The organism is Bacteroidales bacterium, from assembly GCA_013314715.1.
GTDB lineage: Bacteria > Bacteroidota > Bacteroidia > Bacteroidales > GWA2-32-17 > Ch61.
Genome location: JABUFC010000003.1, coordinates 35,778 through 55,773, shown reverse-complemented (window position 1 = coordinate 55,773; position 19,996 = coordinate 35,778). Strand labels below are relative to the sequence as shown.

Here is a 19,996-nt window from a genome sequence, read left to right as displayed (position 1 = left end):
TTAAATGTAAACCATGTTATTATCTACGTCTTTTATGACCTTTACCACCACTTTCGCCGAGCCAAAAACCTAATTTGAAATCAAAAACTTCGCCATGTCCAAATGAGTATTGAATATTTTCGTATCGGAATGAAAAATCTGTATTACCAAATTTAACTCCAGCACCTAAAGCAAAAGCAAAATTTGTAGTTGACAGTTTAATTTCTATTAATCCCTTTGTTTTACTTTCTTCATGTACAAAGCCTAGATTGGCAAGCGGATAAAATCCATCTGTTCCTCCACTTACAAAATATCTTGCTTCTGCCATAACTGGAATTCTAAATGAAGATATGCCAGAACCCGTATAAAATTGTAATCCCAATAAACCACCTGCACAAAAACCATTATCAATTTCTTTCATTAATACTCCAGATAAGCCAATGTTGGGCGAACCTTTAAACTTAGTTCCTATAACAAAGTCACCATTTAATGAAAATTGTGAAAATGAACTAACATAAATACCAATAAAACCAAGTAAAAGAATAATTTTTTTCATAACATTTGATTTTTAAAATTAAACATTTACTACTAATACAAATATAACAAATTACGATAAAAATAAACTATGACTTTTGTCATACTTTTGCAATATTTTTTGATTAATTACAAAAGTTTATTTTTATTATTTTTGATTGAAGCTGAAAACATTCTTTTTGTTTTGGGTGAGCAAAACAAAATGAAATAGCTAAGCTTGTAGTAAATATTTTCAAATATAACCATTATCTTTGGGCAATCGTCTATCATAAATTATTATGGAAACATATGCCATCTATGCGGGAGGAGATTTTGTTCGTACCTCCGAACCATTAACTATTAGAAATTCATATACAAACGAAGTAGTTGCAACAACTTTTTTAGCTTCTAAAAACGAACTTGAAAAAGCCATTCGGCAAGCTATGGTTGCCCGCGAAGTGATGAAACAATTACCTTCGTTTAAGCGATACGAAATTTTGATGCAAATAGCCCACGAGCTAAAACAAGAGCGCAGCCGTTTAGCCGAGCTTTTGGCATTAGAAGCATGTAAACCCATTAAATATGCTTTAGGCGAAATAGACCGAGGAATTCAAACCTTCATTATAGCAGCCGAAGAAAGTAAACGTTTACCTTCCGAATATTTGTCGATAGATTGGACTGCTGCGGGTTTAGGCAAAGAAGCTATTGTCCGTTATTTTCCGTTGGGAATCATTGCTGGCATTGTGCCTTTTAATTTCCCACTCAATTTGGCTGCCCATAAAATAGCTCCTGCCATCGCCTCAGGCAACTGCATTATTATTAAGCCAGCCCGCTCTACGCCCATTTCTACGTTAGAATTAGCTAAAATCATCGACAAAACCGAACTCCCCAAAGGAGCATTTTCGGTACTACCTATGGATCGAATTGCCGGTCAGCAGTTGGTCGAAGACCCACGCATACAAATGCTCACTTTTACAGGTTCGCCTGAAGTAGGATGGAAAATGAAAAGCCAAGCCGGTAAAAAGAAAATCACCCTTGAACTGGGAGGCAATGCCGGTGTCATAGTAACCCCCACCGCCCCCATTGATTTAGCTTTGCAGAAATGCTTAACAGGTGCATTTTCATATTCAGGACAAATTTGTATTCACACTCAACGCATTTATGTTCATCGCTCTATTTTTAATTCATTTTTAGAACCATTCTGTACAGCAGCTTCTAAATTAAAAATTGGTCATGTTTTAGACCCCGATACCGATATTTCGGCCATGATAGACGAAGAAAATGCTATACGAGTTGAGGCTTGGATAAACGAAGCTGTTTCACAAGGAGCTCGCATTGCTTGCGGTGGCAAACGCCATGGAAGTGTGGTAGAACCAACCGTATTAACTAACACTCAAAGTAGCATGAAAGTATGCGGCTTAGAAGTATTTGGACCTATTGTAAACATAGAACCCTACGATAATTTTAAACAAGCCATCGAACAAATTAACGACAGCCCTTATGGTCTCCAGGCAGGAGTGTTTACCAATGCCATCGACGAAATGAATTATGCCTTTGAACATATCGAAGCAGGTGGAGTGATAATCAACGATGTACCCACTTTTAGAGTAGATCATATGCCCTATGGAGGCATTAAAGACAGTGGTTTTGGACGCGAAGGAGTAAAATATGCCATTTACGAAATGATGGAACCCAAAATATTAGTAAAACCTAAATAATGATAGACGAATACATTCACAATCCTAAAAGTCCAAAGTATTATGTAAAAAAATACTTTGATTCTATTAAAGACAGCTTTAAAGACAAAGTGGTAGTTGATTTACCAGCCGGCAATGGCGTTACATCAAAAATTCTTTATGAATACGGTGCAAAAGTCATGGCCTTTGACCTTTTTCCCGAGTATTTTATGTTTGACCGTGTAAAATGTAGCCGTGCCGATATTGACCACCCCCTACCCATCGAAAATGCGACTGCCGATATGGTAATTTGCCAAGAAGGAATTGAACATTTTAGCGATCAACTAAAATCGCTTAAAGAATTTAACCGTATTCTTAAACCCAACGGGCAATTAATTATTACAACTCCCTCATACTCGAATCTTGCAGCCCGCTGGAGCTATTTACTATTCGAAAGCGAAACCAGCAAACAAATGCCTCCCAATGAAATAGACGATATTTGGATGTCGGACCAATCGCTAACAAAAAATATTTATTACGGACATATTTTTTTAATAGGGAATCAGAAATTACGAATATTAGCAAAACTTGCCGGTTTTGACATTAAAGAAATGAAATATATGCGTTTGAGCAAAGGTTCGTTAGTACTTTTTCCTTTTCTCTACCCATTTATTTGGATAAGTTCGTATTTACGCTACTTCCGTAATTTAAAGAAACACAAAAACATCGATCTTAGTATGAAAAAGAAAGTATATCAAGAACAATTGAACATGAATATTGCGGTTAAAAATCTATTAAACAAACATACTTTCGTCATTTTACAAAAAAAATCGGAACTAAACGAGATAGACTTCAGACAAGACTCGATTATAAAACCCTTCGATAAACTCATGTAATCTTTTTGCTATTATCAAAAGTTTATAAAATCGAGCATTTTATCGAACTTAACTACTTGGGACAAACACAAAAATGTTATGGGATATTCGATTTAAATTGTTTTACATAATTTTCCCACGACATTTTTTTAAAAGCTTCTTCGTTGAAGAAGTGAATTAACATTTCGAAATTTTTTGTTGGAAAAAAACCTGGAACAAGCGATAATAATTGATTTTGTTCGTTAAGAAAAACCATTTGAGGCAAGTTAATTTGTCCGTTGGTAAGTGCAACCGCTAATTGATGAAATGGATATTGATTTGAATTGAAATAATATTTTGTGCCATTAAAATCAATTGTATCGTTCGTTAAAATATTAAACTGTATGCATGAAAAATTATGATTCAAATAATTTGCAATTGTATCGTGTTGCAATGATGCTTTTAGCATTATATTGCAATCAATACAACCATAATGAGTTAAAAAAATAATTTTCTTTTTATTGCTTTTCAGTCCTTCTGCAAATGTTTTCCATTGAACATGTTCTTTAAAGGTAGAGTCTTTAAAAGTTTTATTAAAATCGGCTTTAAAATTTTCGAAAGGGTAAATTTTGTATAAATTTCGAGAGAAAAAAATTAATACAGGTTCAATATCAGCGGCATTCATATAACCAGGTACGGCACTAATAAGATTTAATTCTTCGTCTAAATATACTATCGTTGGATACGACATTTTGTTATTCATAAGCTCAATTGCCAAACTATGAGGTGAACGATAAGTGGTACCCGAATTAGTATATTTTTTCCCTTTAAACTCAATTGTATCATGAGTTTCGGCATTAAATTTTACAGGATAAAAATTATTTTGTATATAATTGGCTATGGCAGGGTGCTGAAAAGTTTCGGCTTCCATTTTTTTGCACCAACCACACCAGTCGGTGTACATGTCAATAATAAATTTACGGGGTTGTTTTTTGTTTAATTCAATCGCTTCTTTTAACGAATACCATTTTAAATGCTCGTTTTGAGCAAATAAGTTTAATGTTAATAGAATACTTAATAGTACTGAAAATAGTTTATTGTTCATCATTGGTAAATAGACTTATGAGTTCATTAAAATCGAGTGTTTTTTGTTCGCCGTTAAGCATATTTTTCAATGTATATAGCTTTTGTTTTATTTCGTTATCCCCCACAATAAGTGCAAAAGGAATCTTTTTTTGACTTGCAATGGTAAGTTGTTTTTTTAGTTTCACAGAACTATCGGGGAACAACTCAAGTGCAATTTGTTTTTTTCGCAATTCGAGGCAAAGTTGCAACAGTTCGTTTTCAATTTCGGGGATGAAGTTTGTTACGAATAATTTTACTGTTTGTAATAAATTCTTTGGAAAACGTTGAAGATTTTCAAGTACATCGTAAATACGGTCAGCGCCAAACGACATACCCACTCCCGAAACATCGGGCATCCCAAAAATGCCCGTCAGATTATCATAGCGCCCTCCACCGCATATACTTCCCATAGGAACTTCGGTTGACTTAACTTCAAGTATTGTACCGGTATAATAATTTAATCCACGAGCTAATAAAAAGTCGAAATGAATTTCAGTTTTTAAATCTAAAACTGAAGCCTTCTCAAGCAAAAATCGCATCTCTTGAATTCCCTTCTGTCCTATCTCACTTTGAATGAATTGTTCAGCCAAATTTAATTTATCTATAGCCGACAAAGCTTGATCGCTTTGATTTAAAAATAAATGTAGAGCATTCAAATTATTTTCAGAAATTCCCAATATCCTTAATTCTTCGAATACTTTCTCAACTCCAACTTTATCTAGTTTATCTAGTATTGCCGAAAACTCAAAAAAACGTTCCGTCATTTGTAAGCGATCAGCAATACCCAACAATATTTTTCGATTATTGAGTAATACTTTAACTTTTAAATTTAATTGTTCAAAGGCTTCATTAATTATAAGCAACAATTCTACTTCATTCATCAATGAAGGGCTTCCAATAATATCCACATCGCATTGGTAAAATTCACGATAACGACCTTTTTGTGGCCGATCGGCTCGCCAAACTGGTTGTATCTGAAAACGTTTAAACGGGAATGTAATTTCGTTGCGATGCATTACGACAAAACGAGCAAATGGTACTGTTAAATCGTAGCGTAAGCCCTTTTCGCAAATTTTGGCTGCTAACGACGGTAAATTTTTATTTAGAATATCTTGCTCAGAAACATCTGATAAAAAGTCGCCCGAATTCAAAATTTTAAACAACAACTTATCGCCTTCTTCGCCATATTTTCCCATTAAAGTAGAAAGCTGTTCCATTGCAGGTGTTTCGATTGGCACAAATCCATATCGAATGAAAATTGATTGAAGGGTATTGAAAATATAATTTCGTTTTAATACTTGTTCGGGTAAAAAGTCTCTTGTCCCTTTGGGTATTGCTATTGACTCTGCCATAAATATCACTGTTTCAATAAATCACTACTAGTTTTTGCTCCTTTTGATATTAAATATTTACGAATGGATTCATCGGTAGCAAGATCTAATACCGAACGTCCATTCTGATTTACATCATTTACTTTAGCTCCATACTTCACTAAAAATTCAACCATTTTTAATTGATTTGCCTTAACCGCCCACATAAGAGGACTCATACCCATTAAATCGGGTATATTTACATCAGCCTTATTTTCAATTAAATAAGAAGCTATATCGAAATGACCTTCGAGTAATGCTACCGCTAAAGGGGTAGAACCCGTATTTATTTGCTCATTAACATTGGCTCCTTTTTGAACCAAAAATTTTACAACATCGATGTGTCCATATTTACAAGCATAGCCCAAGGCATTCCAACGAGCTCTGTTTTTGGCATTAATATCGACACCTTTTTTTAATATAGTCGATACTTTAGAAATATCGCCATTAGCTGCTGCTGTTACTAACTTATCAACAAGCTCAGGAGGCGATTGCAACAATAATATTGTAAATATCAAAATAACTGTTTTCATCTGTAATTATTTTTAATTTTTTAATTAAGCTTCATATAAAAATAACGGAATAAAAATTCTATCATGGTTATTTTACTTTATCAACTTTTTATATTTAATTCTTTTTGGACCTTCATCGCCAAGTCTTTTTTTCTTATTTTCGAGATATTCGGAATAAGTTCCTTCGAAATAATATACCTGCGAATCGCCTTCGAATGCTAAAATATGCGTAGCTACTCTATCTAAAAACCATCGGTCGTGGGAAATAATAACAGCGCAGCCGGCAAAATTTTCCAAGCCTTCTTCTAATGCACGTAAGGTATTAATGTCAATATCGTTGGTAGGTTCGTCAAGTAACAACACATTTGCTTCTGATTTTAATGTTAAGGCTAAATGTAATCGATTTCGCTCACCTCCTGAAAGAACCCCACATTTTTTTTCTTGGTCTGCCCCACTAAAATTAAAGCGAGCTACATAAGCTCTTGCATTTATTTGTTTACCCGAAACATTAATCCATTCGCTATCGCCCGAAATTACCTGAAATACTGTTTTATCTGGATCAATAGCTTGGTGCGTTTGGTCGACATAGCCCACTTTAACCGTGTCGCCAATAATAATTTCGCCGGTTGTTGGTTTTTCTAATCCCATTATCATTCTAAACAATGTAGTTTTACCGGCACCATTGGGTCCAATAACTCCAACTATACCCGCTGGTGGCAAATCGAATGATAAATTCTCGAATAATATTGTATCATTAAAAGCTTTCGAAACATTTTTAAATTCAATAACTTTTGAGCCTAATCGAGGTCCATTGGGTATAAATATTTCAAGACGTTCTTCGCGTTGTTTAATATCTTCGTCCATGAGTTTTTCGTAGGCGGCCAAACGGGCTTTGGGTTTTGCTTGGCGTGCCTTGGGCGACATTCGCACCCATTCTAACTCACGTTCTAGTGTTTTCATGCGTTTACTTGCTGCCTTTTCTTCTTGTTCAAGGCGTCGAGCCTTCTGCTCTAACCATGATGAATAATTTCCTTTCCATGGTATTCCTTCGCCTCTATCGAGTTCAAGAATCCACCCCGCCACATTGTCGAGAAAATAACGATCGTGTGTTACTGCTATTACCGTTCCTTTGTACTGTTGCAAATGCATTTCGAGCCATTGTACAGATTCTGCATCGAGGTGATTAGTAGGCTCATCGAGCAGAAGCACATCGGGTTCTTTAAGTAATAAACGGCACAATGCAACTCTACGTGCCTCGCCACCACTTAAAACCGATACGGGTGTATCGGGGGCTGGACATCGTAAGGCATCCATAGCACGTTCGAGCTTGCTATCTAATTCCCAACCTTCGTGCTGCTCTATAAGCTCTGTTAGCTCGCCTTGCCTTTCAAGAAGCTTATTCATTTCGTCATCGGACATAGGTTCGCTAAATCGCATATTTAGTTGCTCATATTCTTTTAATAAATCAACAACTTCTTGTACCCCTTCTTCAACAATTTCTTTTACTGTTTTATGAGGGTCTAATTTGGGTTCTTGTTCTAAATAACCAACCGAATAACCTGGCGAAAAAACAACCTCGCCCTGAAACGAAGTATCAACACCAGCAATAATCTTCAATAGTGATGATTTTCCACTTCCATTAAGACCAATAATTCCTATTTTGGCTCCATAAAAAAAGCTTAAATAGATATTTTTTAAAACTTGTTTGTGAGGAGGATATATTTTATTCACTCCCACCATCGAAAAGATTATTTTTTTATCATCGGCCATAACTGATTATTTTACCATTTTTTTAACTTCTTTTTCCAATAACACATCAGGATTATTTTCGTCGACGGTATGATAGTCGTAAAAATAAATATTGGCATCGGCTGTGCCTAATATAATTTGATAAGTACGGTAACCATGCTTTTTCCCAGGTCCGACTTTATGTAAAAATACAACATCGGAAGCTTTTTCGTCAATGGCTTTTTCAATATCATCTTGACTTACAAACTTAAAAGGATATGGATATATTTGCTTGAACGATGCTTGATGGTTAATTTTTTTTTCAACTTCATTGGCATTTAAATATAATGTTTTGTTTTGAAGCTTACCTTTGTTGTTGTTATAATAATCAATGATATTAGTTTTTTTTAGGTTTGGATTATTTTTTACTAACTCGATATGATTTTGTACAAATAACAATAGTGTACCTAATTTATAGGCATATTCATTTTCTTCTTGTTCGGCATAAGCAAGTGGGATAGTACATAACTGTGGCATTGTGCTTTCGTTTTTATAATTTCCACCTAAATACACACAAAGAAATTTATACTTTGTAGCGTTTTTATCTGAATCAAAGTAAACATCGTCAACAGAAACAAACGAATAATTATTTGATTTTTTACGTTTTTCAAATTCTTCTACATTAATAAACTCAAAAGGTGTTAATTTCCAGAATTTTTGGGCTGCTGATTTTAATTGAATATTAGTTTCCGAAAAAGGATTATCGTCAATAATAAAACAAGTTTTGGTTTTAAAAAAATTATGTATTACATCGGCAGTAGGCACTTCGAACTGTGCAAAAGTATGCTCGGTTAGAAAAAATAAACAATATATTATATAAATCTTTTTCATTTGTAGAGAATTAAAGGATGTTTATCATTATATTTTCGCAAATAATAAAAAATCATTTCTTTTTTTTTCTTTTTTTTGAGTGCGTTGTATTCGTTAAATAGTTCGTTATCGTCAGCCATTAAAGCCAACATCGCTTCTGGAGAAAAAGGATATATCTTACCCGTTTTAAAATCAATGATATTTTGGGTAATATTTGTTGTTTCGTATGTTTGCATCGGATAGGGCGAATAATATCCATAATAAGGGTCGTAAGGTGTAGCATAATTTCTTACCGTTTGTGTTGCTAAAAAGTGTGATATTGTTCCCAAGTAAGATACTCGATAAAAATCCTTGTTATAATTTACAAATAGCACATTATTTAAAACATATCCCCAAATGGTACGAGTATCGATGGTTTTAGCAATACCGTATTCGTCTAATATTTGTATATTTTTCTGTTTAAAAAAAGATTCTTTATCGGTGTAGTTTTCGTAATTTAAAATTTTAACAAACGGAAGAGGTTGTTGTTTTAAAAATCGGTCATACGAAAAATAAACTCCGTCTTTTAATACAGCATTAGGAGTTAAAACAAAAGTTTTACTTGTATCGTTTTGTCCAAACACAGAATAAGATATCAACGATAAAAAAAGAACAATAACAGCCATGATTACATTCTGATTCCAATAATTAAAATATCATCTACCTGTTCCATTTGTCCCTTCCATGTTTCAAATGTTTCATTAAGAAAATCTTTTTGTTTAGCAAGGGGTAAATTATGAACGGATACTAAAAGGTGTTGAAAACGACGAAATTTGAATTTCTTTTGAAATGGACCTCCAATTTGATCGGCATATCCATCAGAGAATAAATAAATCATATCGTTATTTTCATATTCGAGCGTATGTACATCAAAACGCTTATTTTCATTTCCTTCAATTTTTCCAATAGCAAATCGGTTACCTTTTATTTCAATCAATTCTTTATTTCTTATCAGGTACATTGGATTAAAGGCTCCAGCATAATGTAATTGTTTATTAACTCTATCGATAACAACTAAGCTAACGTCCATACCGTCTTTAATTTCGTAATCGGTAGATTGCTTACTAAAAGTATCGGCAACTCCTAAATTAAGTAAATTAAGTATTTCGGCAGGGTCTTCAACATTTTGTTCGCGTGTAATATTTTTAAGTAAGTCATAACCAATAATACTCATAAAAGCTCCTGGCACTCCATGTCCTGTACAATCGACCGCAGCAACAAAGATTTTACTTTCTTTTTCGGTTATCCAATAAAAATCGCCACTAACGATATCGCGAGGTTTATATAAAATAAATGAATCGGGCAATAATTTTCTAAACAGATATTCAGATGGGAGTAAGGCTTCCTGAATTCGTTTGGCGTAATTAATACTATCGGTAATATTTTTGTTTTTAACACTAAGTTCTTCTTTTTGTCGAGCAATTTCGAGTGATATAAGCTGCTTTTGGCGTAGTGCTTCGTTGGCCTCTTGTAATTTTTTGGTTCGTGAACGAACATATAAGAAAATGATGCCTCCCAGAATCAAAGCATAAATAATAAATGCCCAAATAGTTTTATAAAGTGGAGGTTTAACTATTATTTTAATATTTGCTTCTTGTTCATTCCAAACACCATTATTGTTGCTACCTTTAATATGAAGTATATATTCACCCGGTGGTAGAATACCAATATCGATAAAATTTTTATTCCCAATATAAACCCAATCGTTCATTAAGCCTTCAATCCAATACTTAAATGAGTTCTTTTTGGGGTTTGTAAATTCTAATGCAGCAAACCAAAAAGTTATTGAATGATCGTCATAACTAAATACTACTGTATTTTCGTCGTATAAATTTTGATGCGTTCTTTTACCTTTTGAGTTGCTTTTTTCAAAATACGTAAACACCACATTCGGAATAAATGGGTTGTTTCTTTGATTATTGGGATTAAAACTAGTTAAGCCGTTAATTCCACCAAAAAATATTTCGCCATTCGAAGCGATAAATGAAGCACCATTATTAAATTCTAAACCTTGAATTCCATCTTCGGGATCGAAGGCAGTAAAATATTTCTTAGATACATCAAAAAAAGCAAGTCCTCTGTTGGTACTCATCCACAAATTACCATTCTTATCTTGTATGAGTTCATATATTGTTCCATTAGGTAAGCCATCATCTATTGTATAATACTCAAATGTATTGGCTCTTTTATTAAATTTGTCAAGTCCAGAACCCGTTCCAACCCATATTATATTTTCATCAAACATATCTTCAATAATATGGTATATATAGGGGTTACTTGGCACATAATACGTTCTTGTTGTTCCTGGAATTGGCTTTTTTGATTTATTATATCCTATTCGAAAACATTTGTTGGTATTATAGTCATAACGATTTAAGCCTGTTTGCGTACCTATCCAAACAAATCCACTTCTATCGCAAGCAACACAAACAACGGTATTGTTATACAAGGATAAGCTATCGTTTAAATTCGAAGTAAAGGTATTCACTGTCTTGCTATCAAAATTAAAACGATGCAATCCATTACGCGTAGCAATCCATATATTACCTTTATAATCTTCGGTAATGTTGTAAATTCTAACTCCCTTTAGTTTAACATTTAATTCGATATTAAAGTAATTATCTAAGTCAATAAATTTTTTTGTTTTTTTATCGTATATTGAAATACCCGATTTAGTACCTATCCAAATTAAGCCATGACTATCGGCATATATACTATGAACATTATTACCAATTATGGCAGGGGTTGTTTCGGTGGTGATTATTTTTATTGTATTCGCATTTCTATTAAAAATATTTAAGCCATTTTCCCATGTACCTATCCAAAGAGTGGAATCATTTTCTAAATATACCGATGCAATGTTATCTGAACTAAAGTGAAGACCATCTTTTCCTTTTGAAGAAATATATGTTTTAAATTTTTGTGGCTTTAAGTCAATTTTATTTAATCCATTAGCATCTAAACCTATCCATAAATTAAGCGACCGATCTTCATAAAGTGATAGAACATAATCGTATGCTAATGAATTATTGTTTCCATCTTCGTGTTTATAATGATAAAATTGTTTGGTTGTAAAATCGTATGCACTCAAACCTCCTCCAAAGGTACCTATCCACAAAATATTATTACTACTTTTGCAAACAGATGATATATTATTAGATGAAGGACCTTGTTTTGGATTCTTTTCGTCAGAAAAATAACGAACAAAGCGATTCTTTTTTTTATCTAATTTATTTAATCCATTTTGCGTTCCTATCCATAAATTTCCATTATCATCAAAGCATAAACCAGTAATAAAATTATTTGATAAAGAATTGGGATCTTCTTCGATATGCTTGTAAGGTTTAAATACTTCTAATTTTTTAATAAAGTAGAACAAACCATTGGCTGCGCCTAACCAAATACCTTCGTCATCTTCCAATATTGGAAATCCTTTATCTGATTTGTTATTTATAAAAAAATCCTGAGGTAAATCGAATTTATCAATTTTATTTGTTGTTGGATCTAGTTTATAAAGCGTTTGCGATGTTTTAAACCAAATAAAACCATCACTACCAACTAAGACAGCAAATATTTCTTCGTTTACATTGGCTTTTTTTGATGTTGAGTAATGTTTAAATTGATTTGTTTTAGGATTAAAAGCATTCAATCCATTTTGTGTTCCAACCCAAATAATGCCGTTATCGTCTTCGTCGATAGAATATACCCAGTTTGCTGATATGGTATTGGTATCGAGCGGATTATGTTGATAAACAGTGAAACTATATCCATCAAACATATTTAAGCCATCTTGCGTACCAATCCATAAAAAACCTTTTTTATCTTGATATATACAATTAACAGAACTTTGAGACAGTCCCCTATCTACAGTATAATACTCATACGAATAACCATTATTTTGAGCATAAGAAGATACCGCTAATAGCCAACATATCAATAAAATATAACAACAAATTTTCATTCAATAGTACTCACAAATTTCTATGCTAAAATAGTTATTTTTTTAATTCAGAATTATGGTTACTTTCATTTTTATTTAAACTTGCTAAATATCCATCTCCATAGTTAAGCTTTTTAAGTATTAATGAAGGAGATTTTATAAATGATAATGGAAGCAAAGATGACCATTTTTTGTCTATTATATCAATAGTTTCTTTATTGCTTATAGTAGTATTTGGTGTTATTCTTTGATTATTTATTTTTATTGATCCATTAAATATTAAAATTTTATTTTCTATTATATTAAAATCGACAGAAGGATCGAAATTGGCCATAAAATGCCATGCAATATATGACCAATCGAGCCCTTCGAGATTTTTATCAACTAAAAAAACTCTAACTTCTTTACGATTTATTTGTTTTAATTCATTAAATATAGAATGTTTAAAAACATCAAATTCGGGTTCAACAAATAAAATCAAAATTCCATAGCTTAAAAAGTTAGTATAAATAGGCTTATAACTAAAAACAATATTTTCAATATTCATATTTTCTGTAAACTGAGTTGAATGATTGAATACCGCATCGAAAAACATTTTTCCTCCTTCGGTTGGCTTTAAGCCCGAATGTTCAAGAACATCTAAAGGTCCAAATGACAATTGAATTCTATCTGCCCAACTTTCTAAAGTTATTATTTTTTTAAACAACTTTTCAGGTAAATCTATTGGTTCATTGGTAATAATTAATATTTTATTAAGCATCATTTGACCTATCCCCCACAATGCATGAGCAACTTTTGCAGCGTGTTGAGGATAACGTGGTTTTATTTGAGTTAGTACCAAATTATGAGCTACTCCATATGCTGGCATTCGCATATCAATAATTTCGGGCAATAAAGTATTTTTTAGAAATTGTAAAAAAATACGCTCCGATGCTTTAATAAACCCGTAATCTTCTTGAGGTGGAATGCCTACAATAGTAGCAGGATAAATAGCATCTTTTTTATGAGTTATAGCCGTTATATGAAATATTGGATATAACCCAGTTAATGAATAAAAACCGGTATGATCTCCAAATGGTCCTTCGTTTGCCAAAGGTTCGTTTGGGTCTATATAACCTTCTATCACTATATCGGCATCTTCTGGTACTTCAATATTCTGAGTAAGGCACCTAACAAGTTTTACCTTTTTTTTACGCAATAAACCAGCAAGTATATACTCATCTATTCCCTCTGGTAATGGTGCTGTTGCACAATAAGTATAAACAGGATCGCCTCCTAAGCAAACTGCCACAGGTATTTTTTTGCCTTGCTTTTTATATTCATCAAAATGTAGAGCCCCCGTTTTATGAATATGCCAATGCATGCCTGTTGTATTATTAGAAAACACTTGCATACGATACATACCGACATTTCTTTTACCATCAATAGCATCTTTAGTATGTACTAACGGTAAGGTAATAAATTTCCCTCCATCGTGTGGCCAACATTTTAGTATAGGTAAAATATTCAAATCAGGATTAAAATGCACAACCTGTTGGCATTTGCCTTTACGTTTAATAAATTTTGGCATATATGAGCCTATTTTTGCTAATTTTAATATCAATGACCACTTATCTTTAATTGTTTTTGGTGGCTTTAGTATTTGAAATAAGCTTTGAATATTTTCTTCAACTTCGTATAAGGAATTAGCATGTAAAGCATATGCTATACGCTGTTCGGTACCAAAAGCATTGATTAGCAAAGGAAATGAAGTACCATTATTTGTAAAAAGTAAAGCTTTATTAGTATTTGATTTTGATAAACGATCGACTATCTCGGTTATTTCAAGTTCGGGGTTTACATATTCTGATATTTCTATCAACTCGCCTTTTCCCCTTAAAAGTTCAATAAAATGTTGCATATAAGATTACCTGCGATATTTAAAAAATTGCCCGTGATAATTAGACGAACCTCCTAAATTTTCTTCAATACGAAGTATTTGGTTGTATTTAGCAACTCTTTCCATTCTACAAGGAGCACCACTTCTTAAAATACCAGAATTGGTAGCAATACAAAGTTCAGCAATAAAAGTATCTTCGGTTTCACCACTTCGGTGGCTTATTACCGGATAGTAACCATAATTAGTCGCTAGTTGTATTGTATTTAAAGCTTCAGTAACAGTGCCAATCTGATTTAATTTAATAGAAATGCCATTGGCTACATTATTAGTAATACCTTGAATAAAACGTTCGGTATTGGTAACAAATAAATCGTCGCCAATTAAAAGGATATTATCAGCAAGGGCATCGCTTAATGCTTTCCATGTTTGCCAATCGTCTTGACTTAAAGGGTCTTCAATAGCAATGATAGGATATTTCTTTATAAGCTCAATGCAATATTTTAACCATTCTTGTTTATTTAAAACGCGATTTTCCTTTTTTAATTTATAGGAATCGTTTTCAGCTTGATAAAAATGACTAGCTGCAAAATCGAGTGCAATAGCGACATCTTCGCCTGGTTTATGGTTTGATTTTTTTATAGCTTCTACTACTAAATCCAATGCTTTTTCATTTGACTCAAGATTAGGAGCGAGTCCGCCATCGAGCGATACTTGCAACCAATAACCTTCTTTTTGCAATAATTCTTGTAAATAAAAATAAATTTCTACCCCCACCCGATAAGCATCTGTAAAAGTATTAGCGGTAAGCGGTAAAATCATTATATCTTGAATATCAATATCGTTATTGGCATTAACTCCACCCGAAATCATATTCAACATAGGAATAGGTAACATATTGGCATTTACACCTCCCAAATAACGATATAACGGTTGATTGGTGGTCATTGCTCCTGCACGTGCAACAGCCATCGAAACAGCCAAAATCGCATTAGCCCCTAGATTGGATTTATTGTCGGTACCATCTAGCTGGTTCATTATCATATCTATTGCCACCTGATTGGTTATATACTGCCCTTTTAACTCATCGTTTATGGCTTTATTTATATTATAAATAGCCTTTGTAACACCTTTTCCTAAAAAACGACCTTTATCCTGATCACGTAATTCAGAAGCTTCATATTTTCCATTGCTACTACCGCTGGGCACACTAGCTCGTGCTATAATACCTCTATCGGTATAAACTTCGGCTTCGATAGTTGGAATACCCCTCGAATCTAAGATTTGTCTTGCATGAATTTGTGCTATATATCCCATAAAATATTGTTTTTGTAAAAATACATAAAATGTTAGATAAAAAAAAGAATCCTCTAATCGTTAATAATAAGTTCAAAACTATTCTTAAGAAACCATTTTGAAAATAGCAAATAATTGCGTACGTTTGCCCTCTTAAAAAAACGTATCTATGGATAGAAATACCATTATAGGAATTTTCTTAATTTTTGCTATTTTTGTTGTATTTGGAATTATAAATAAACCTTCGGAAGAAGAACTAGCAAAAGCACAACATCGAAAAGATTCCATTGAGCAAGTTATTAAAGATTCGTTGGCTCAAGTGGCTCAAAAAAAACAAACACTTCTTAACCAAGAATTCAAAGCTACTGACACTATTTCAAAACCCGACACACTTTTAAAAAAAGAATTAACAGAAAAATATGGTTTGCTAAGCAAAGCAGCTTTAGGCGACACAACACTCTATACACTCGAAAATAATAAACTCAAGATAATATTTACCAATAAGGGAGGATGCCCTTATCAAATAATTCTAAAAGAATATAAAACATACGACTCACTTCCAATTATTTTATGGCAAGGCGATTCAACTATTTTTGGATTAAACTTTTTTGCTCAAAACCGTAATATTCAAACACAAAACTTTTATTTTAAAGCGTTAACCAACGATTCGATAATTGAAGTTAAAGACAAAGCTCAAAAAATAACGTTCCGTTTAGAAGCCGATTCTAATAAATATATCGATTTTATTTACCAACTAGAACCCAATTCGTACAAACTCAATTTTACAATACAATCTAAGAACTTTAACGAAATAACCGGCAACAAGCTCGATTACATGGTCTTAGACTGGAAAATGTATGCACATCAATTTGAAAAAAATGCTGACTTTGAAAAATCAAATTCTACTATTTACTATAAATACGACGCAGATGAAGTAGATTACTTAAGCGAAACAAGCGACTCAAAAGAAGACTTAACTACAAAAGTTAAATGGGTTGCCTATAAACAACAATTTTTTAGCTCAGTATTAATGGCAAAAGAAGCCTTTTCGAGCGCAACCGTTGAATCTAAAATTTATAATGGTACTAACCCTCGCATTTTAAAAGAATTTAATTCCGAACTTACACTTAGTTATGAAGCCAAATCTTTAGAATCGAAAGATTATGTATTTTATTTTGGTCCCAATCATTTTCATACGCTGAAAGATCAAAATATACCCGATTTAGAAAAACTTATTCCACTTGGATGGGGTATATTTGGTTGGATTAATCGTTTTATTGTGATTCCTGTTTTCAACTTTTTCGACAATTATATTGGCAGTTATGGTATTATTATACTCTTACTCACCATTCTCATTAAAATCATACTTTTCCCTTTAACCTATAAATCATATTTAGCAACCGCCAAAATGAGGGTACTAAAACCTCAAGTAGATGAAATTAATGCCAAAATTCCTAAAGACAAACCGCTAGAACGTCAACAAGCTACAATGGCACTATATAAAAAAGCAGGCGTTAATCCTATGGGTGGCTGCTTACCCATGCTGCTCCAATTACCTATATTATTTGCAATGTTTAAATTCTTTCCTACATCGTTTGAATTAAGACAACAACCCTTTTTATGGGCAACCGATTTATCGTCATATGATTCAATTTGGGATTTTGGCTTTAACGTTCCCTTCTATGGCGACCACATGAGCCTTTTCTGCTTACTAATGACTATAAGCACTATTATTTATACTTATCAACAAAATAAATTAAATCCTCAAAATACTGCCATGCCCAGCATGAAAATTATTTCATACATGATGCCGATTATGTTCTTATTTATTTTCAACAACTATTCTGCTGGTTTAAGCTACTATTACTTTTTAGCCAATGTTATTACATTTGGACAAATGTATCTTATACGTCGCTTTGTTAATGAAGAAAAACTATTAGCACAAATAAACGAAAACAAAAAGAAACCTGTTAAAAAAAGTCGCTTTCAAGAACGATTAGAAGAAATGGCTCGTCAACGTCAACAAATGAATAAAAAACGATAATATATGAGCCTATTCGATGGAATTTCTAAAAGCATAGACTCATTTTTTAAAGCAATCCCGTTTACTTTTAAACATTTTGGAGTATTTTTGTTTGTCCCTTTATTGTTGTTTATCTTATTGTTTATCATTACTGTATTAATTGGCGACTCAACTTATCATTATATTTCGAATCACTTTTTAAGTCAGCTTCAAAACAACTCAGACAGTGGATGGTTTTATAACCTATTAAGTTACTTGCTGCGTGGCATTTTGTTTATACTTTTCAAATTACTGTTTTTCTTTATTTTTTTCTTTTTAAGTGGTTACATTATTTTAATAATCTTATCTCCTCTATTGTCATATATATCTGAGAAAACCGAAAAAATTACTAACAACAAAACTTATCCTTTTTCTGTAAGCATTTGGATGCAACAAGTTGGACGGAGTTTGTTACTTTCTATACGAAACATGGGTATTCAACTATTACTTACAATACTTGTGCTAATTTTAAGTTTTATCCCTATCATTGGTTGGATACTTTCGCCTTTTGCAGCCATTATTATTTTCTTTATCAATGCATATTTTTTTGGATTTTCTTTTCTCGATTATTCATTTGAGCGTAAAGGCCTATCAATTGCACAAAGCATCGCCATTATACGTAAAAATAAAGGATTAGCATTAGGTTTAGGCATGTTGTTTTATTTAGCTTATATCATACCCGTATTGGGCAATTTTTTGGCGCCATTTGTTGCAATTTTCTTAGTTGTTGCTGCTACCTTCTCGGTCGAAAACATTGTTTTAAATGAATAAAATTGCTGCTGTATCGTATATTAATACATATCCATTTATCTATGGAATTGAACAATCGGGTATATTTAACCCTCATGAATTTAGTTTAAACAAAATATACCCATCTTTATGCTCACGAGCTTTTCATAATAAAGAAGCAGAAGTTGTTTTGATGCCCTCTGGAGCTATTTCAGATTTTGACGAATCAATTACAATACCAGGCTATTGTATTGGCGCTACTCAAAACGTAAGGTCGGTTATGTTGTTTTCGCAAGTGCCCATTGAAAACATAAAAACAATTCTTCTCGATTATCAATCGACTACATCTATCAAACTACTAAAAATATTATTTCATTACTTTTGGAAAAAAGAAGTAACTTTTATTGCAACTCAAAGTGATTTTGAACAAGAAATAAACGGCAATACAGCAGGACTCATTATTGGCGATAGAGCGTTATACTTAGAAAACAAATTTTTGTTTAAAACAGATTTAGCACAAGCATGGGTCGCTTTCACCAATTTACCTTTTGTTTTTGCTTACTGGGTAAAAACTAGCCCAATAGACCATCAATGGTTAAAAAAATTTATTGACTCTTTAAAATGGGGTGTTGAACATAAAAAAGAAAGTTTGGTTCAATATACAAATTTTAACCAAGCATTATATGAATACTTAAACTTTAACATAAGCTTTCATTTTGATGAAAAAAAAATAGAAGGCTTAAAAGCCTTCTATCAATTAGCAAAAAAAATATAGATTATTAATTTAGCTTCCAGTCTTTTAATATTTGCATTATTTTGTTTTTAGCAGCAAATATATTTTTATCTTTATTATGTGGATTAGCTACCGCAGCCGATACTACTTCAACTTGACTAAATCCCATGAATTTAAATTCAATTTTTGACAAAAAGGTATAAGTATCCCATTCGGGGTAGTTTAAACTTACTTGACAATTGGAATATTCGCCACCACTTGTAAAAATAGTTAAAGCTTTTTTATTTTTGAATAAACCTATTGGTCCTTTTTCGCCGTAGTCAAATGCCACACCTTTTTGCATAACAGCATCAAACCAAAGCTTCACAATTCCAGGCATTCCAAAATTATGCATAGGCGAAGCTAATATAACCACATCGGCTCTTTTAAGCTGCGACACTAACTTGTCCATAGCAAGCATTTTACTACTTTCGTCTTTAGATAATTCCTTGCCCTGATAGTTTCTACGATAATAATTCATCAATATACCATAATCAAAATAAGGCGGAGGAACTGTCTCTAAATCTAATTCTTCAATTTGATGACTACCATTTATTTGCTGTTTTGCACAATTTAAAAGAATGGCAGTATTCGAAAATTCTCTTGCAGGCAGGTACTTTACAATTAATATATTCATAACAAAGTGTTTTTAAAA

Annotated in this window: 16 protein-coding genes; 5 read left to right on the top strand and 11 right to left on the bottom strand. The window is 32.6% G+C overall.

The annotated features are described in order from the left end of the window. Nucleotides 1–19 precede the first annotated feature (19 nt). The gene (locus HPY79_01235; protein ID NSW44440.1) at nucleotides 20–535 is read right to left on the bottom strand and encodes a hypothetical protein; all 516 of its coding nucleotides are present in this window, start codon (nucleotides 533–535) and stop codon (nucleotides 20–22) included. Between the two features lie 256 nt (nucleotides 536–791). Between HPY79_01235 and HPY79_01230 the strand changes: the two genes are divergently transcribed. Next, on the top strand, nucleotides 792–2,210 hold the full coding sequence (locus tag HPY79_01230) for an aldehyde dehydrogenase family protein (protein NSW44439.1): 1,419 nt from the start codon (nucleotides 792–794) through the stop codon (nucleotides 2,208–2,210). Beyond that, nucleotides 2,210–3,064 carry a class I SAM-dependent methyltransferase gene (locus HPY79_01225; protein NSW44438.1) on the top strand — a complete coding sequence of 285 codons (855 nt, stop codon included), beginning with the start codon at nucleotides 2,210–2,212 and terminating at the stop codon, nucleotides 3,062–3,064. The genes HPY79_01230 and HPY79_01225 overlap by 1 nt, the downstream gene beginning before the upstream one ends. A 76-nt stretch (nucleotides 3,065–3,140) precedes the next feature. Here HPY79_01225 and HPY79_01220 read toward each other — a convergent pair whose 3' ends face one another. The 9 genes from HPY79_01220 to eno form a co-directional block, all read right to left on the bottom strand. Further along, nucleotides 3,141–4,130: a thioredoxin fold domain-containing protein gene (locus tag HPY79_01220; GenBank protein ID NSW44437.1), complete on the bottom strand. Its 990-nt coding sequence runs from the start codon at nucleotides 4,128–4,130 to the stop codon at nucleotides 3,141–3,143. Then, a complete protein-coding gene (locus HPY79_01215) occupies nucleotides 4,117–5,499 on the bottom strand; it encodes a histidine--tRNA ligase (protein ID NSW44436.1) in 1,383 nt (460 codons plus the stop codon). Before HPY79_01215 ends, HPY79_01220 begins: the two co-directional genes overlap by 14 nt. Nucleotides 5,500–5,504: 5 nt before the next feature. After that, complete coding sequence (locus HPY79_01210) at nucleotides 5,505–6,050, bottom strand: ankyrin repeat domain-containing protein (protein NSW44435.1); 546 nt, start codon at nucleotides 6,048–6,050, stop codon at nucleotides 5,505–5,507. Nucleotides 6,051–6,122: 72 nt separating this feature from the next. Continuing rightward, the gene (ettA, locus tag HPY79_01205) at nucleotides 6,123–7,799 is read right to left on the bottom strand and encodes an energy-dependent translational throttle protein EttA (protein NSW44434.1); all 1,677 of its coding nucleotides are present in this window, start codon (nucleotides 7,797–7,799) and stop codon (nucleotides 6,123–6,125) included. Nucleotides 7,800–7,805: 6 nt separating this feature from the next. After that, complete coding sequence (locus tag HPY79_01200) at nucleotides 7,806–8,648, bottom strand: hypothetical protein (GenBank protein ID NSW44433.1); 843 nt, start codon at nucleotides 8,646–8,648, stop codon at nucleotides 7,806–7,808. Next, a complete protein-coding gene (locus HPY79_01195; protein NSW44432.1) occupies nucleotides 8,645–9,292 on the bottom strand; it encodes a hypothetical protein in 648 nt (215 codons plus the stop codon). The genes HPY79_01200 and HPY79_01195 overlap by 4 nt, the downstream gene beginning before the upstream one ends. A gap of 2 nt (nucleotides 9,293–9,294) precedes the next feature. Then, on the bottom strand, nucleotides 9,295–12,627 hold the full coding sequence (locus HPY79_01190) for a SpoIIE family protein phosphatase (GenBank protein ID NSW44431.1): 3,333 nt from the start codon (nucleotides 12,625–12,627) through the stop codon (nucleotides 9,295–9,297). 34 nt (nucleotides 12,628–12,661) lie between these two features. Beyond that, nucleotides 12,662–14,506, bottom strand: coding sequence for a menaquinone biosynthesis decarboxylase (locus HPY79_01185; GenBank protein ID NSW44430.1), 1,845 nt, complete (start codon nucleotides 14,504–14,506; stop codon nucleotides 12,662–12,664). A 6-nt stretch (nucleotides 14,507–14,512) separates the two neighbouring features. Beyond that, on the bottom strand, nucleotides 14,513–15,799 hold the full coding sequence (eno, locus tag HPY79_01180; GenBank protein ID NSW44429.1) for a phosphopyruvate hydratase: 1,287 nt from the start codon (nucleotides 15,797–15,799) through the stop codon (nucleotides 14,513–14,515). 148 nt (nucleotides 15,800–15,947) lie between these two features. Between eno and yidC the strand changes: the two genes are divergently transcribed. Genes yidC through HPY79_01165 form a run of 3 tightly spaced genes read left to right on the top strand, consistent with a single transcriptional unit; the run spans nucleotide 15,948 to nucleotide 19,344 of the window. Further along, nucleotides 15,948–17,822 carry a membrane protein insertase YidC gene (yidC, locus tag HPY79_01175; GenBank protein NSW44428.1) on the top strand — a complete coding sequence of 625 codons (1,875 nt, stop codon included), beginning with the start codon at nucleotides 15,948–15,950 and terminating at the stop codon, nucleotides 17,820–17,822. 3 nt (nucleotides 17,823–17,825) lie between these two features. After that, nucleotides 17,826–18,611, top strand: coding sequence for an EI24 domain-containing protein (locus HPY79_01170; protein NSW44427.1), 786 nt, complete (start codon nucleotides 17,826–17,828; stop codon nucleotides 18,609–18,611). Continuing rightward, nucleotides 18,604–19,344 (top strand): menaquinone biosynthesis protein, encoded by a 741-nt coding sequence (locus tag HPY79_01165; GenBank protein NSW44426.1) that lies wholly within the window; start codon nucleotides 18,604–18,606, stop codon nucleotides 19,342–19,344. The genes HPY79_01170 and HPY79_01165 overlap by 8 nt, the downstream gene beginning before the upstream one ends. Before the next feature lie 4 nt (nucleotides 19,345–19,348). Here HPY79_01165 and HPY79_01160 read toward each other — a convergent pair whose 3' ends face one another. Further along, nucleotides 19,349–19,978 (bottom strand): NAD(P)H-dependent oxidoreductase, encoded by a 630-nt coding sequence (locus HPY79_01160; protein ID NSW44425.1) that lies wholly within the window; start codon nucleotides 19,976–19,978, stop codon nucleotides 19,349–19,351. Nucleotides 19,979–19,996: the final 18 nt, after the last annotated feature.

What these genes read in the sequence shown, in the direction of transcription:
- HPY79_01230 (NSW44439.1), top strand. Translation starts at nt 792, where the DNA reads ATGGAAACATATGCCATCTATGCGGGAGGAGATTTTGTTCGTACCTCC.
- eno (NSW44429.1), bottom strand. Translation starts at nt 15,799, where the DNA reads ATGGGATATATAGCACAAATTCATGCAAGACAAATCTTAGATTCGAGG.
- HPY79_01200 (NSW44433.1), bottom strand. Translation starts at nt 8,648, where the DNA reads ATGAAAAAGATTTATATAATATATTGTTTATTTTTTCTAACCGAGCAT.
- ettA (NSW44434.1), bottom strand. Translation starts at nt 7,799, where the DNA reads ATGGCCGATGATAAAAAAATAATCTTTTCGATGGTGGGAGTGAATAAA.
- HPY79_01210 (NSW44435.1), bottom strand. Translation starts at nt 6,050, where the DNA reads ATGAAAACAGTTATTTTGATATTTACAATATTATTGTTGCAATCGCCT.
- HPY79_01170 (NSW44427.1), top strand. Translation starts at nt 17,826, where the DNA reads ATGAGCCTATTCGATGGAATTTCTAAAAGCATAGACTCATTTTTTAAA.
- HPY79_01195 (NSW44432.1), bottom strand. Translation starts at nt 9,292, where the DNA reads ATGGCTGTTATTGTTCTTTTTTTATCGTTGATATCTTATTCTGTGTTT.
- HPY79_01225 (NSW44438.1), top strand. Translation starts at nt 2,210, where the DNA reads ATGATAGACGAATACATTCACAATCCTAAAAGTCCAAAGTATTATGTA.
- HPY79_01235 (NSW44440.1), bottom strand. Translation starts at nt 535, where the DNA reads ATGAAAAAAATTATTCTTTTACTTGGTTTTATTGGTATTTATGTTAGT.
- HPY79_01165 (NSW44426.1), top strand. Translation starts at nt 18,604, where the DNA reads ATGAATAAAATTGCTGCTGTATCGTATATTAATACATATCCATTTATC.
- HPY79_01160 (NSW44425.1), bottom strand. Translation starts at nt 19,978, where the DNA reads ATGAATATATTAATTGTAAAGTACCTGCCTGCAAGAGAATTTTCGAAT.
- HPY79_01220 (NSW44437.1), bottom strand. Translation starts at nt 4,130, where the DNA reads ATGATGAACAATAAACTATTTTCAGTACTATTAAGTATTCTATTAACA.
- HPY79_01190 (NSW44431.1), bottom strand. Translation starts at nt 12,627, where the DNA reads ATGAAAATTTGTTGTTATATTTTATTGATATGTTGGCTATTAGCGGTA.
- HPY79_01215 (NSW44436.1), bottom strand. Translation starts at nt 5,499, where the DNA reads ATGGCAGAGTCAATAGCAATACCCAAAGGGACAAGAGACTTTTTACCC.
- HPY79_01185 (NSW44430.1), bottom strand. Translation starts at nt 14,506, where the DNA reads ATGCAACATTTTATTGAACTTTTAAGGGGAAAAGGCGAGTTGATAGAA.
- yidC (NSW44428.1), top strand. Translation starts at nt 15,948, where the DNA reads ATGGATAGAAATACCATTATAGGAATTTTCTTAATTTTTGCTATTTTT.